Annotated in this window: 11 protein-coding genes; 6 read left to right on the top strand and 5 right to left on the bottom strand. The window is 72.9% G+C overall.

From position 1 onward, the window contains the following. Nucleotides 1-76 precede the first annotated feature (76 nt). The 6 genes from ACFWVP_RS29385 (at nt 77) to ACFWVP_RS29360 (ending at nt 7,907) form a co-directional block, all read left to right on the top strand. Nucleotides 77-373, top strand: a complete 297-nt coding sequence (locus ACFWVP_RS29385; protein WP_384500999.1) for a DUF503 domain-containing protein — start codon at nt 77-79, stop codon at nt 371-373. Nucleotides 374-398: 25 nt separating this feature from the next. After that, the gene (gene rbfA / locus ACFWVP_RS29380; protein ID WP_384500998.1) at nt 399-857 is read left to right on the top strand and encodes a 30S ribosome-binding factor RbfA; all 459 of its coding nucleotides are present in this window, start codon (nt 399-401) and stop codon (nt 855-857) included. After that, nucleotides 854-1,750, top strand: a complete 897-nt coding sequence (gene truB, locus ACFWVP_RS29375; protein ID WP_384500997.1) for a tRNA pseudouridine(55) synthase TruB — start codon at nt 854-856, stop codon at nt 1,748-1,750. Before rbfA ends, truB begins: the two co-directional genes overlap by 4 nt. A gap of 207 nt (nt 1,751-1,957) precedes the next feature. Further along, entirely contained in the window at nt 1,958-5,731 is a 3,774-nt protein-coding gene (locus tag ACFWVP_RS29370) for a trypsin-like peptidase domain-containing protein (protein ID WP_384500996.1), read from the top strand. A gap of 43 nt (nt 5,732-5,774) precedes the next feature. Continuing rightward, the gene (locus tag ACFWVP_RS29365) at nt 5,775-6,728 is read left to right on the top strand and encodes a bifunctional riboflavin kinase/FAD synthetase (RefSeq protein WP_384500995.1); all 954 of its coding nucleotides are present in this window, start codon (nt 5,775-5,777) and stop codon (nt 6,726-6,728) included. Between the two features lie 75 nt (nt 6,729-6,803). Then, nucleotides 6,804-7,907, top strand: coding sequence for an XdhC family protein (locus ACFWVP_RS29360; protein ID WP_384500994.1), 1,104 nt, complete (start codon nt 6,804-6,806; stop codon nt 7,905-7,907). 69 nt (nt 7,908-7,976) lie between these two features. Here ACFWVP_RS29360 and ACFWVP_RS29355 read toward each other — a convergent pair whose 3' ends face one another. Genes ACFWVP_RS29355 through ACFWVP_RS29335 form a run of 5 tightly spaced genes read right to left on the bottom strand, consistent with a single transcriptional unit; the run spans nt 7,977 to nt 13,928 of the window. Further along, the gene (locus ACFWVP_RS29355) at nt 7,977-8,990 is read right to left on the bottom strand and encodes an oligopeptide/dipeptide ABC transporter ATP-binding protein (protein ID WP_384500993.1); all 1,014 of its coding nucleotides are present in this window, start codon (nt 8,988-8,990) and stop codon (nt 7,977-7,979) included. Continuing rightward, nucleotides 8,987-10,045 (bottom strand): ABC transporter ATP-binding protein, encoded by a 1,059-nt coding sequence (locus ACFWVP_RS29350; protein ID WP_384500992.1) that lies wholly within the window; start codon nt 10,043-10,045, stop codon nt 8,987-8,989. Before ACFWVP_RS29350 ends, ACFWVP_RS29355 begins: the two co-directional genes overlap by 4 nt. Then, on the bottom strand, nt 10,042-10,962 hold the full coding sequence (locus ACFWVP_RS29345) for an ABC transporter permease (protein ID WP_384500991.1): 921 nt from the start codon (nt 10,960-10,962) through the stop codon (nt 10,042-10,044). The genes ACFWVP_RS29350 and ACFWVP_RS29345 overlap by 4 nt, the downstream gene beginning before the upstream one ends. After that, the gene (locus ACFWVP_RS29340; protein WP_384500990.1) at nt 10,959-12,050 is read right to left on the bottom strand and encodes an ABC transporter permease; all 1,092 of its coding nucleotides are present in this window, start codon (nt 12,048-12,050) and stop codon (nt 10,959-10,961) included. The genes ACFWVP_RS29345 and ACFWVP_RS29340 overlap by 4 nt, the downstream gene beginning before the upstream one ends. Nucleotides 12,051-12,053: 3 nt before the next feature. After that, complete coding sequence (locus ACFWVP_RS29335; RefSeq protein ID WP_384500989.1) at nt 12,054-13,928, bottom strand: ABC transporter substrate-binding protein; 1,875 nt, start codon at nt 13,926-13,928, stop codon at nt 12,054-12,056. Nucleotides 13,929-14,005: the final 77 nt, after the last annotated feature.

The raw sequence follows: 14,005 nt of genomic DNA, 5'->3' as shown, positions 1-14,005 counted from the left end.
TGGCTGTGCCGGTCCGGGGGACCCCCGGCACCGGCCACAGCCCCCGAACCCGAACCGGCGGGACATCCGGACATACATGTATGTGGGGACACTGTCATTCGATCTGCTCCTCGGCGACGTACGGTCGTTGAAGGAGAAACGCTCCATCGTCCGCCCGATCGTCGCCGAGATCCACCGCAAGTTCGGGGTGAGCGTCGCGGAGACGGGCGACCAGGATCTCCACCGCAGGGCCCGGATCGGTCTTGCCGTGGTCTCCGGGGACACCGGGCACCTCACAGACGTACTCGACCGGTGCGAGCGGATGGTCGCAGGCCGGCCGGAGGTGGAGCTGCTGTCCGTACGGCGGCGGCTGCACAACGACGAAGAAGACTGAGCACGTTCAAGAAGGAGACGGACCAGTGGCCGACAACGCGCGGGCAAAGAAGCTGGCAGACCTCATCCAGGTGGTGGTCGCCGAGAAACTGCAGCGCGGTATCAAGGACCCGCGTCTGGGCACGCATGTGACCATCACGGACACCCGGGTCACCGGCGACCTGCGGGAGGCCACGGTCTTCTACACGGTCTACGGGGACGACGAGGAGCGGGCGTCCGCGGCGGCCGGGCTGGAGAGCGCCAAGGGCATCCTGCGCTCGGCGGTCGGCGCGGCGGCGGGGACGAAGTTCACCCCGACCCTCGCCTTCGTGGCGGATGCCCTGCCGGACAACGCCAAGGCGATCGAGGACCTCCTCGACCGGGCCCGGGCCTCGGACGCCAAGGTCCGCGAGGCCTCCTCGGGCGCCGCGTACGCCGGTGACGCGGACCCGTACCGCAAGCCGGAGGACGAGGACGAGAACGGCGAGGGCTCACCTTCCGCATGACGCAGAACAAAACGCCGGACGGCCTTGTCATCGTCGACAAGCCGTCCGGCTTCACTTCGCACGACGTCGTGGCCAAGATGCGCGGCATCGCCCGCACCCGGCGGGTCGGCCACGCCGGCACGCTGGACCCGATGGCGACCGGTGTCCTGGTGCTCGGCGTCGAGAGGGCGACCAAGCTACTCGGTCACCTCGCCCTGACCGAGAAGGAGTACCTCGGTACGATCCGGCTCGGCCAGGACACCGTCACCGACGACGCCGAGGGCGAGATCACCTCGTCCACCGACGCCTCGGGCGTCACCCGTGAGGGCATCGACGCCGGGGTGGCCGCGCTGAGCGGCCCGATCATGCAGGTGCCGTCGAAGGTCAGCGCCATCAAGATCGACGGCAAGCGGTCGTACGCCCGGGTTCGCGGCGGCGAGGAGTTCGAGATCCCGGCCCGGCCGGTGACCATCTCGTCCTTCCGCGTCTACGACGTCCGCGAGGCGGTCGCCGAGGACGGCACCCCCGTCGTCGACCTGGTCGTCTCCGTCGTCTGCTCCTCGGGCACGTACATCCGCGCCCTGGCCCGGGACCTCGGTGCCGGACTCGGCGTCGGCGGACACCTGACCGCGCTGCGGCGCACCCGGGTCGGCCCGTACGGGATCGACGCCGCCCGGACGCTGGAACAGCACCAGCAGGAGCTGACCGTGATGCCGGTGGCCGAGGCCGCGGCCTCGGCGTTCCCCCGCTGGGACGTCGACGAGAAGCGCGCCAAGCTGCTGCTCAACGGTGTCCGGGTCGACATGCCGGCGTATCCGCCGGGGCCGGTCGGGGTCTTCGGGCCCGACGGGACCTTCCTGGTGCTCGTCGAGGAGCAGAAGGGCAAGGCCAGGAGCCTCGCCGTCTTCGCCTGAGGACCGCCCCTGAGAGGGCCGGTCCGTCGTGGAGCGGGCAGCCCCCCGGTGCCCGCTCCACGATCCCCCTCCCGCGACCATTCCTGTCCACGGAGAACTGCGAATTCACCCCGATGGACGGGCGCTCGGAGTGACGAAGGGGTGTGAGGGGGGCGCTTTGGCCCCTCGCGCTTCTCGTACCGATCACCCGGGACCTACCGTCGGACCATGGGTAGCGGGGACCGGTCGAAACTGGTGAGAATCTGCGATCGGGCCGGCCGGCCGCGAGGGACGGGATTCGTCGCGGACGACCGCGGGACGGTCGTCACCAGCCACCAGGCCGTCGGCTCCGCCACGGCCTTGATGCTGCACGCGGCGGACGGCCGTAGCTGCCCGGTCGGGCCCGACGACATCACAGCGCTGCCCGCTCTGGGGCTCGCCCTGCTGCGCACCGGAGGGCCGGAGGTCCTCGGTGCGGAGCCGCTCCCCATCGCCGTCCGCGACCGGGTCGGGACGGGCACCTACGTGCGGATCGCCGCCCACGGCTGGCGGGAGGCGCGGGTGCTCGGCACGACCCCGGCGACGTACGCGGAGGGCGGGCGCAGCCACCCGGTGGGCGAGGTGCTGGAGCTCGCCCTCGGCACGGACGGACGCGACGCGCTCCGCTCGGGCGGGGCGGCCGTCGGCGGTCCGGTGACCGACCCACGCACCGGGGCCGTCCTGGGCGTGCTCTCCACCGCGCTCACGGCCGGGCACGAGGCGGCGGGACTCGCGGTGCCGCTCGTCGGCCGGGAGCACGGCCGGGGTGCCGAAGGTCCGCTCGCCGAGCTGCTGCGCCGCAACGCGGGCGGGGTCCCCGGATACGGCTGCGACCTCAACCTCGCGGGTGCCCTCCAGCTGACCGCCACCTCGCTCGGCCACACGGTCCGGCCGACAGGCGCGGAAGCGGTCGAACGCCCCCACGTCGGTGCGGAGTTCACCGCCTTCGAGGCGGGCACAGGACCCGTCCTGGGGCTCGTAGGAGGTCCCGGGACGGGCCGCACCACCGAACTGGCCGCGCTGGCCGGCCGCCGTGCCGACGGGCCCGTGCCGGCGCTCACGCTCTGGCTGCGCGGCGCCGATCTGTACGCCGACGACACCTCGGTCGCCGACGCGATGACGCGGGCGCTCCGGGGTTCCGGGCGGATCGTCACCGCGGCCGGGGCCCGGGGTGACATGACGACGGCCACCCCCGAGCGGGTGGCCGGCCTCGCCGCCGCGTCCGGGCACCCGCTGCTGGTCGTCGTGGACGGCCCCGAGGAGATGCCGCCGCTGCTGGCCCACCGGCTCGCCGAATGGACCCGGGGAACGGCCGCGTGGCTGCGGGCGCACGGGGCGCGGATGGTCGTCGCCTGCCGTCCGGAACACTGGGAGACCGCAGGCGCGCTCTACCCTCCGGACGCCCTGCACCGCCCCGAGCGGCCCGCCCGGGGTCTGCCGCCCGCGGTCCGACTGGGCGACCTGACCGCGGACCAGGCCGAGCGGGCCAGGGAGCGGTACGGCATTCCGCCGGACGCCATCGCCCCGGGGCACGACCGGCATCCGCTCACCCTGCGGCTGCTCGCCGAGGTGCGGGCGGCGCTGCCGCCCGACGTGCCGGGCCGGCCCGGCACGTCGGAGGTCTTCGCCGCCCACCTGGACCTGGCGTGCGTCCGGATCGCCGTCCGTATCGGGGCGGAGGCCGAGCCCCGGCTCCGGGGCACCGCGGTCCGCAGGCTCGCGGCCAAGGTGGCGGGCCAGGTCCACGAGGCGGCCCGGCGCTGCCTCGGGCCGGGCCAGGGGGAGTTGGACCGGGCCACCTTCGAGGAGATCTTCCCCTGGCGCACGGGGTGGGCCCCCGCCGTCCTCACCGAAGGGCTGCTGGCCCCGGCGGGTGCCGGATACCGCTTCGCCCACGAGGAGTTGGGCGACTGGGTCCAGGGCGCGCACCTGGACCTCGACGCCGCGCTGCGCTCCCTGGTGCACCGCTGGCACACGCGGAGCACGCCCTCGCCCGCCGTGGCTTCCGGGCCTGCCGGGCCTTCCCGGAGCGTGGAGGCGCTGCGGTCGGTCGCCCCGCCGGAGGATCCGCCGGGGGCTCCGGGGGCTCCGGGGGCGGAACCCCGCAACCTCCCCGTCCCGCGTCACCGCATCGGTCCGGTCATCCAGGCCATGCTCCTGCTGGAGCGCCGCCAGGGGACGGCCGCGCTGGCCCACCGGATGGCCGACCTCATCGAGGCGATGGACCGGCTGCACGCCGCGGAGGCCGGCGAGACGGCGGTCCGGCCCCCCGACGCCTCGTGGTGGGCGTCCCATCTGCTGCGGGAGAGCCTCCTGCGGGTCCCCGACGCACGGCCGTACCTCGGGGTGCTGCGGGTGCTCACCGGACGGATCACCCGGCGTTCCCGGGCCGGTGGCGGACCGGCGGGGCTCGGGCCGTACGCCGTGTTCGGGCCGTGGTTCTGGCGGCGGATCCGGCTGCCCGAGGACGACCGGATCGACCTGCTCCGCAGGCTCGTGCCCGCGGACGGCGCCCCGCGCGCCGGAGTCCCCGCACGCGCGGACGGCCCTTCACGCACCGAGGGTTCTCGCTGCCTCGACGGATGCCTCGACGGTTCCCCGGGGCCCGACGGTTGTCCGGAGCCGGAGGGTTCCCCACATTCCGGCGAGCGGTATCTGGACGCCGTGGCCCGGCGCCTCACCGCCCACCCCCGGACCGTGCAGCGCCTGCTCTGCCGGTGGTTCACCGACGAGACCCCGCTGACCACCGACCCGAGCCCGCGGCCCGCCGGCGACGGGGCGCGGATGAGGCTCACCGTGGCCGCCGCCGCACAGGCCCTCCTGTACGCCCGCCGCGACCTCGCCGTCGACGACCTGACCGAGGCGCTCGTCGACTCCGGCCACCCACGCGCCGCCGAACTGCTCACCGCGCTCGCCGAGGACGAGCCGTCCGCGCTCTGCCGGGCCGTCGACCGGTGGGCACGCGACGAGGAGTGCCCCGAACGGCGCGCCGCCGCCGCGCTGTACGCCACGCTCACGGCGGGCCCCGCCACCACCGAGACCGACCGCGCCCTGCTGCGCGGCGCCGCGCTCGTCCTGCTGGGCCGGCCCGACGACACCGCCCTGCACGCCCCGGCGCTCACACTCCTCGTACGGGACCCCAGCACGCGGGGCCGCTACCTGCCCCAGGCCCTGCGGGCCTTCGCCGCGGGGGACCGCGGGCTGCCCGTGACCCTGCCGGCCGAGGTGTTCACTGAGTTCCCGGAGCCGGTGCTCGCCGCCCTGGGGGCCAGGCTCTCGCTGCCCGGGGAGGCCGCCGACGACGTACTGCGGGCGCTGGCGGGGCTGGACACCCCGGCCCTCGCCCTGCACGCCCCCGGCCTCGTACGGCAGTACATCGACAGCCACCCCGAGGACGGTGCGCAGGCCGCCGCGTACGTGGAGCTGCGGCTGGAGCACAGCCCGGCCGCCCGCGCGCTGCTGCTGCCCCTGGTGACCGGGCTGCTGCGGGACCGCCCCGCCCCGCCACCGGTACGCGCCGCCCTGGCCCGGGTGCTCGCCGCCCCGGGGAGCGCGGCCTCGCGCCCGCTCCGGGCCGAGCTGCTGGAGGTGCTGCTGGACTTCGAGCAGGACACCGGCAGGGACCCCGAGGTGCTCTGCGCCCTGCTCCGGGCCGCCGCGGGAGGATCCGGCCGACGGCCCGAGGCCCGCACGAGGGCGCTGGTGCACCGTACCGGCATGCTCCTCGTACGCACGCCCGAAGGCGCCGCCCGCTTCGACCGCGGACTGGTCGAACTCGCCCGTGACGTGCCCGGATTCGCGGCGCTCGTCACCGGCTGGCTGGACGACGCCCCACAGGAGTGGGCGGCCGTCGTGGGCCCCGGCGCCCGACGGACGATGGAAACGATGGACAGATCACAGTCCGGGTTGCCGATGCCGATGCAGGCGGCGGGACGTGAGCATGGCAGTCTTAGACCTGCGTAATGGACATACACACGTACACAGGTTCGGGCGAGGAGCGGTCACAGTGCAGTGCTGGCGCGGCTTGGAGGACATCCCCGAGGACTGGGGACGCAGCGTCGTCACCATCGGCTCCTACGACGGAGTGCACCGCGGGCACCAGCTGATCATCGGCCGGGCCGTCGAGCGGGCGCGTGAGCTCGGGGCTCCCTCCGTGGCCGTCACCTTCGACCCGCACCCCAGCGAGGTCGTCCGCCCCGGTACCCACCCGCCGCTGCTCGCCCCGCACCACCGGCGTGCCGAGCTGATGGCGGACCTGGGCGTGGACGCGGTGCTGATCCTGCCGTTCACCGCCGAGTTCTCGAAGCTGGCGCCCGCCGACTTCATCGCGAAGGTCCTCGTCGACAAGCTGCACGCACAACTGGTCATCGAGGGCCCGAACTTCCGCTTCGGGCACCGGGCGGCGGGGAACGTCGCGCTGCTGGCCGAGCTCGGCGAGACGTACGACTACCGCGTCGAGGTCATCGACCTCTTCGTGAGCGGGGACGCGGGCGGCGGCGAGCCGTTCTCCTCCACCCTCACCCGCCGGCTGGTCGCCGAGGGCGATGTGGCGGGAGCCGCCGAGATCCTCGGCCGCCCGCACCGGGTGGAGGGCATCGTGGTGCGCGGCGCGCAGCGAGGCCGTGAGCTCGGCTTCCCGACGGCGAACGTGGAGACCCTCCCGCACACCGCGATCCCCGCCGACGGGGTCTACGCGGGCTGGCTGACCGTGAACGGCGAGGCCATGCCCGCCGCGATCTCCGTCGGCACGAACCCGCACTTCGACGGCACGGAGCGGACGGTGGAGGCGTACGCGATCGACCGTGTCGGCCTCGACCTGTACGGGCTGCACGTCGCGGTCGACTTCCTCGCGTACGTACGCGGCATGCTGAAGTTCGACTCGGTCGACGACCTGCTCGTGGCGATGGCCGCCGACGTGAAGCGGTGCGGCGAGCTGATCGCCGCGTACGACCCGGCCTGACGCACTCGCGGTGCGCCCGGCGGCGTCCCGGGGCATCGTCAGGGGGAGGACCGTCGAGCCGGGAGGTCGTCCGCCGTGCGTGAACTGCTGTCGGATCTGCGCGCCTGGCACGACGCCGCTACGCCCTTCGCCCTGGCCACGGTCGTGGCGGTCCGGGGCAGCGCCCCGCGCGCACCCGGTGCCGTGATGGCGGTCTCCGCCGACGGGACGGTGGCGGGCAGTGTCTCCGGGGGGTGCGTCGAGAGCGATGTGTACGAGGCCGCCGCCGAGGCGCTCGCCACGGGTGTCCCGCTGCTGCGGACGTACGGCATCAGCGACGACGAGGCCTTCGGGGCCGGACTGACCTGTGGCGGCACGATCGACGTCCTGGTGCGGCCGTACACCACGGCGGACGGCCGCGACCGGCTGCGCGGGCTCGTCGACACGATCGCCCGCGGGGAGCCCGTGGCGGTCGCCACCGTCGTCTCCGGAACGCCACCCGTGGGCGCCACGCGGACGGTCCTGGCCGACCGGGCGACCGGCTCGCTCGGCGACGAGGGGCTCGACGCCGCCGTCACCGACGACGCGCGCGGGCTGCTCGCCCAGGGAGCCACCGGAACCCAGCGGTACGGCCCGCGCGGCGAACGCCGGATGCAGGACGTCACCGTCTTCGTCCAGGCGTACGCCCCGGCACCCCGCATGCTCGTCTTCGGGGCCATCGACCACGCGGCGGCCACGGCGCGCATCGGTTCCTTCCTCGGTTACCGCGTGACGGTCTGCGACGCACGGCCGGCCTTCACCACCCGGGAGCGCTTCCCCACGGCCGACGAGGTGGTCTGCGCGTGGCCGCACACCTACCTGGAGTCGACCGCGGTGGACGCCCGCACGGTCATCTGCGTGCTGACGCACGACCCGAAGTTCGATGTGCCCCTGCTGGCCGCCGCGCTGCGCACGCCCGCCGCGTACATCGGCGCGATGGGCAGCAGGCGCACCCACCAGGACCGGATCCGACGGCTCCGCGACGCCGGGGTGGACGAGGCGGGACTGGCCCGCCTCGCCTCACCCGTGGGCCTGGACCTCGGCGCCCGTACGCCCGAGGAGACGGCCGTCTCCATCGCCGCCGAGATCATCCAGCACCGCTGGGGCGGCACGGGCCGCCCGCTGGCCGAACTGACCGGAACGATCCACCACCGGCCCTGAACACGGACCGGGGCGGCCACGCCCGCTCGACGCGGCTCCCGACCTTCGGCCGGACTCAGCCGGCCGCACTCAGCCCCCGGCCGAAGCCGGTTCGGGCTTCGGCGCCGCCGCCCAGTGGCAGGCCACCTGCGTCCGGCCCCCGCCCTCCAGCACCGGCAGGTCCTTCGTGCGGCACGCGTCCGCCACTCCCGCGCGTTCCGCCTCGCCCGAGGCGAGGATCTGGCAGCGGGCGTGGAACCGGCAGCCCGAAGGCACCTTCGACGGGTCCGGCGGTTCCCCGGTCAGGATCACCGGGTCGCCCTCCGCCTCCGGCAGCACGGACAGCAGCGCCTGCGTGTACGGGTGCCGGGGTGCCGTGAGGATCTGCTCCACGTCACCCGTCTCGACGATCCGGCCCAGATACATCACCGCCACCCGGTCCGCGATGTTCCACGCCAGCCCCAGGTCGTGCGTGACCACCAGCGCCGACAGTCCCAGCTCGTCGCGAAGCCGCAGCAGCAGGGCCAGGATCTCGCCGCGCACCGACGCGTCGAGCGACGCCACCGGCTCGTCCGCGACGATGAGCTCCGGCTCCAGGACCAGCGCGCCCGCGATCACCACGCGCTGACGCTGGCCGCCGGACAGCTCGTGCGGATAGCGCAGGAAGAACCGCTCCGGGGGCCGGAGCCCCGCACGCGCCAGCGCCCCCGCCACCGCGGTCCGCTCGTCGCCCGCGGACCCGTGGATGCGCAGGCCCTCCGCCACCGCGTCGTACACCGTGTGCCGGGGGTTGAGGGAGCCGCTGGGGTCCTGCAGCACCAGCTGCACCCGCTTGCGGTACGCCTTGAGCGCCCGGCCCGAGTAGTCGAGCGGCTTGCCGCCGAACGTGACCCGGCCGGACGTGGGCGGCACCAGGCCCAGCAGGGAGCGGGCCAGCGTCGTCTTGCCGCAGCCGGACTCGCCGACCAGGGCGACGATCTCGCCGGGCCGGATGTCGAGGTCGACGCCGTCGACGGCACGCGCCGTCGCCGCCCCGCGCCGCCCGGGGAAGGCGACCCTCAGGGCCTCCGCGCTGAGCAGGGGGGCCGGGGGAGTGGCGGTCATGAGGTGCTCCTTGCCGTGTCGCCGTCATGCGGCCGGGCCGTCGTGACGGCGTCCGGGTCCATCAGCACGCAGGCCGCCCTCCGGTGCTCACCGGCGGGCCGCAGCTCCTGGTCCTCGGTGGCGCAGGAGTCCAGTGCCACCGGGCAGCGCGGATGGAACGTACAGCCGGACGGCAGCGCCGACGGGTCCGGCGGGTCGCCCGGCAGACCGCGCGGCGCGTGCCGGGACGAGAGGTCCCCGATCCGGGGGAAGGCCGCCGACAGCGCGTTGCCGTAGGGGTGCCGGGCGTTCTCGTACACCTGCTTGGCGGGCCCCTCCTCGACGACCCGTCCCGCGTACATCACCGACAGCCGGTCGCAGGTGTCGGAGAGCACCGCGAGGTCGTGGCTGATCATGATCAGACCGAGGTCCTGGTCCGCGACGAGCTGCTCGATCAGTCGCAGGATCTGCGCCTGGATCATCACGTCCAGCGCGGTGGTCGGCTCGTCGGCGATGATCAGCCGCGGGTCGCAGGCCAGCGCCATGGCGATCATCACGCGCTGGCGCTGGCCGCCCGACAGCTCATGGGGATAGGCGTCCGCCCGCGCGGCCGGAAGGCCCACCTGCTCCAGCAGCTCGCCGGCCCGCTCGTGCGCGGCGGCCTGGGTGGCCTTCCCGTGCAGCAGGATCGGCTCGGCGATCTGGTCCCCGATCCGGTGCACCGCGTTCAGCGAGTGCATCGCGCCCTGGAAGACGATCGAGGCCCCGGCCCAGCGCACCGCGCGCAGCCGGCCCCACTTCATGGTGAGGACGTCCTCACCGTCCAGCAGGATCTGGCCGCTGAGGGTCGCGGTCGCGGGCAGCAGCCGCAGCAGCGCGAGCGCCAGCGTCGACTTCCCGCAGCCGGACTCCCCGGCGATGCCGAGCTTCTGGCCGGCCTCGACCCGCAGATCGACGCCCCGTACGGCAGGGACGGCCGAGGCCCCCGTGCCGTACGTGACATGGAGGTCGCGGACGTCGAGCAGCGGCTGCCGGACCTCCGGCTCCGTCATGGTCTCCGTCTTCACGGCGGTCAACGGGTCACCCCCAGCTTGGGGTTGAGCACGGACTCGACGGTGCGGCCGCACAGCGTGAACGCGAGGGCGACGACAGCGATGGCGAGTCCGGGCGGGGCGAGGTACCACCAGTTGCCCGAGCTGACCGCCCCGGCCTCACGGGCGTCCTGGAGCAGCCCGCCCCAGGAGACGACCGTGGGATCGCCCAGCCCGAGGAAGGCGAGGGTCGCCTCGGTGAGGATGGCGGTCGAGATCACCAGTGTGGTCTGGGCGAGCACCAGCGGCATGACGTTGGGCAGCACATGACGGGACATGATGTGGCCGTGGCCACCGCCGAGCGCCTGGGAGCGCTCGATGTAAGGCCGCGACTCGACGGACAGTGTCTGCGCCCGGACCAGCCGCGCGGTCGTCGGCCACGTCGTGACACCGATGGCGAGGATCGTCGTCCAGAGCGACCGCGACAGCACGGTCGCCAGCGCGATGGCCAGTACCAGGGTCGGCATCACCAGGAACCAGTCGGTGATCCGCATGACGACGTTGCCGTACCAGCCCTTGAAGTGGCCGGCCGTGATGCCCACCAGAGTGCCGATGGCCACCGAGAGGAACGCCGCGAGCAGCCCGACGGTCAGCGAGACCCGCGTCCCCCAGACCAGCAGGGCCAGCAGACTGCGGCCGAACTGGTCGGTGCCGAGCGGGAACGCGCCGCTCGGCGACTCCAGCGGCCCGCCGGGAGCGTCCGTGACGCTCTGCGAGTCCGTGCCCACCAGCAGCGGGGCGAACAGCGCGGTCAGGGCGATCAGCGCGAGCACGGCGAGACCGGCGAGGCCGGCCCGGTGGCCGCGGTATTGGCGCCAGAAGCGGGCGGCGGCCTGTCGCCTGCGGGCCCAGGTGAGGGCGCGCGGGCCGGCGGCCGGCGCCGCGTCGGTCGTGGTCGTCATCGGCCCACCCGGGGATCGAGGAGCGGATAGATCACGTCGGCCAGGGTGTTCATCAGGATCACCGCGGCGGCGAAGACGAAGAACAGGGCCTGCACCAACGGCAGATCGGGCACGCTCAAGGCTTGGTAGAAGAGCCCGCCGAGGCCGGGCCAGGAGAACACCGTCTCCACCAGGATCGCTCCCGCCACCGTGTTGCCCAGGTTGACGAACAGCAGCGTCACCGTGGGCAGCATCGCGTTCGGCACGGCGTGGCGTCGGCGTACGAGATCGTCGCGCAGCCCCTTCGCCCGTGCCGTCGTCAGATAGTCGCTGCCCATCTCGTCGAGCAGCGAGGAGCGCATCACCAGCAGGGTGCGCGCGTACTCGACGGCGACGAGGGTGACGACCGGAAGCACCAGGTGGTGGGCCACGTCCAGGACGTAACCGAAGCCGCTCGAACTGCCGGACTCCATGCCGCCGGTCGGGAAGAGCCCGGGGATCGGGCCGATGCCCACCGACAGGGTGATGATCAGGAGGAGGCCGAGCCAGAACGACGGCACCGAGTACAGCGTCAGGGCGAAGGCCGTGTGGAAGCGGTCACCGGCCGAGCCGTTGCGCCAGGCGGACCTGGCACCCAGCCAGATGCCGATCACCGTGTAGATCACGAAGGCGGTGCCCGTCAGCAGCAGCGTCGCGGGGAGCGCCTCGGAGATCTTGTCCATGACGGGGGCGCGGAACTGGTACGACGTGCCGAAGTCCCCGGTCAGGGCCTTGCCGCAGTACTCGGTGAACTGCTGCCAGAGCGGCAGGTCCAGCCCGAACTCCCGACGCATCGCGGCGATCTGCTCGGTGGAGACCTGCCGGCCGCCGGTCATCTGCTTGACCGGGTCGCCCGGGATCAGGCGGAAGAGGAAGAAGCTGGTGACGAGCACGGCGAACAGCGAGACGGCCGCACCGGCCAGCTTGCCCGCCACATAACGGAGGTACGCGGTCGTGCTGCGGGAACGCGGACCGCGGGCCGGCGGCCCGGCCGGAGCCGGGCCGCCGGTCCGCACAGCGTCCACGCCCGCGGCGCCCTTCAGGAGCGCGGGAGTGCTGTCTGTGCTCATGGACTATTCACGGTCTTCCGCGGTGGAACGACGACGCATGGCGAACAGCAGTCCGCCACCGGCGAGGACGACTACGGCGATCCCGACACCGATGAGGACTCCGGTGGAGCTGCCGCTGTCGCCGGACGAATCGCCCGACGCGCCGGCGGCCGGGACCGCCGACCACCAGCTCCAGTAACCGTCCTGGCCGAAGATGTTCCCCGCGTCGGAGGGCATCGTCGTGATGGACTTGATCTGGTCGGTGCGGTAGGCCTCGACGGCATTCGGGTACGCCATGACATTCATGTACCCCGTGTCGTACAGCCGCGACTCCATCTGCTTGATGAGGTCAGCCCGTTTGGCGGGGTCGTACTCCGCGAGCTGCTTCGCGTAGAGCTCGTCGTACTGCTTGTCGCAGATGAAGTTGTCGGTCGCCGCCGACTCCTTCGCCTTGGCCGGGAGGGCCGCGCAGGTGTGGATCGACATGACGAAGTCGGGGTCCGGGTTGACGGACCAGCCGTCGAAGGCGAGGTCGTACTCACCCGCGTACCAGGGGTCGGAGACGTTGTCGCGGCAGTCGACCTTGAGGCCGATGCCGAGGTCGCCCCACCACTCCTGGAGGTACTTGCCGATCGCCTTGTCGTTCGGGTCCGTGGCGTGGCACAGGATGCGGAAGTCGAGCGGCCTGCCGTCCTTGCCGGCCCGCTTGCCGGCGCTGTTCTTCTTGTAACCGGCCTGGTCGAGGAGGGCGGCGGCCTTCGCCGGGTCGTAGGCGAGCTTCTGCTCGGCCGTCGGCTTCCAGAAGTACGAGCCGTAGCGGGGCGGGATGTAACCCTCGCCCTCTGTGGCGTGCCCCTGGAAGACCTTGTCGATGATGGTCGTGCGGTCGACTGCCATGAAGAGCGCCTGACGGACCTTCTGGTCCAGCAGCGCCGGATGCCCGTCGCCGAACTTCGTGCCGTCCTTGGTCCGCGCGCCCGGGTTGGTGGCCAGCGCGTAGAAGCGCCGGCCCGGGGCGTCGTTCACCTTGATGTTCTCGGCGGTCTTCAGCGAGGCGGCCTGCGCGGGCGTCAGGCCCGGGCTGCCGGCGACGAAGGAGACTTCACCCTTTCGGAGGGCGGCGACGGCCGCGTCCTGGTCCTTGTAGTACCGGAAGACGAGCTCGTCGAACTTGGGCGCGCCACGCCAGAAGTCCTTGTTGGCCTTCAGCTTCACATAGCTGTCGACCTTGTAGTCCGTCAGGATGAACGGCCCGTTGCCGACGATCGGGAACTTCGTGTCGTTGTTGAACTTGGAGAAGTCGCCGACCTCCTCCCAGACGTGCTGGGGGACGATGGGCACATCCAGCGCCGTCATCGTGGCCTGAGGCTTCTTCAGCTCTATGACCAGCTTGTCCGGACTCGGCGCGGTCACCTTCTCGAAGTTTCCGACGAAGCTGCCGTTCGACGTGGCGGCGGCCTCGTCGGTCATCATCTTGTTGAAGGTCCACGCCGCGTCCTCGGCGGTCGCCTTCTCGCCGTCCGACCACTTCGAGTCGTCCCGGATGGTGTACGTCCACGTCAGCTTGTCCGCCGAGGTCTCCCACTCGGTGGCGAGCCCGGGGATCGTGTGGCTGTCCTTGGCGTCGTAGTTGGTGAGGTAGTCGTACATCAGCCGGTGGATGCTCGTGGAGAGCAGCCGCTGCGCGAGGAACGGGCTCAGGGAGTCCACGCTCTGCGCGACCGCGATCGTGAGCGTCGACTTCCCGTCGGCCGCCTGTGCCTCCTGCGCGGCGGGACCGACCGGGTTGCCCGGGACGACCGATCCGGCGGCCAGCGCCAGCGCGGCGGCTCCGGAGGCGAGGAGGATGCGCACGCGGCCCCGCGGGCGGGGAGGGCGTGGGGGGAATCTTGTGACCATAGGACGTAGACCTCGCGTCATGACTCGCACGGTGAAGGCGGGCAGATCTCTGGTTCGCCAGCTGGTGAAGCGAAGGT

It is taken from the genome of Streptomyces sp. NPDC058637, assembly GCF_042717325.1.
Lineage (GTDB): Bacteria > Actinomycetota > Actinomycetes > Streptomycetales > Streptomycetaceae > Streptomyces.
The sequence above is the reverse complement of the archived record's forward strand: the minus strand, read 5'-3'. Positions and strand labels throughout refer to the sequence as shown.

Excerpts from the sequence above, each read along its gene's own strand:
- ACFWVP_RS29385 (WP_384500999.1), top strand. The coding sequence starts at position 77 with ATGTATGTGGGGACACTGTCATTCGATCTGCTCCTCGGCGACGTACGG.
- truB (WP_384500997.1), top strand. The coding sequence starts at position 854 with ATGACGCAGAACAAAACGCCGGACGGCCTTGTCATCGTCGACAAGCCG.
- ACFWVP_RS29370 (WP_384500996.1), top strand. The coding sequence starts at position 1,958 with ATGGGTAGCGGGGACCGGTCGAAACTGGTGAGAATCTGCGATCGGGCC.
- ACFWVP_RS29355 (WP_384500993.1), bottom strand. The coding sequence starts at position 8,990 with ATGACCGCCACTCCCCCGGCCCCCCTGCTCAGCGCGGAGGCCCTGAGG.
- ACFWVP_RS29345 (WP_384500991.1), bottom strand. The coding sequence starts at position 10,962 with ATGACGACCACGACCGACGCGGCGCCGGCCGCCGGCCCGCGCGCCCTC.
- ACFWVP_RS29340 (WP_384500990.1), bottom strand. The coding sequence starts at position 12,050 with ATGAGCACAGACAGCACTCCCGCGCTCCTGAAGGGCGCCGCGGGCGTG.
- ACFWVP_RS29335 (WP_384500989.1), bottom strand. The coding sequence starts at position 13,928 with ATGGTCACAAGATTCCCCCCACGCCCTCCCCGCCCGCGGGGCCGCGTG.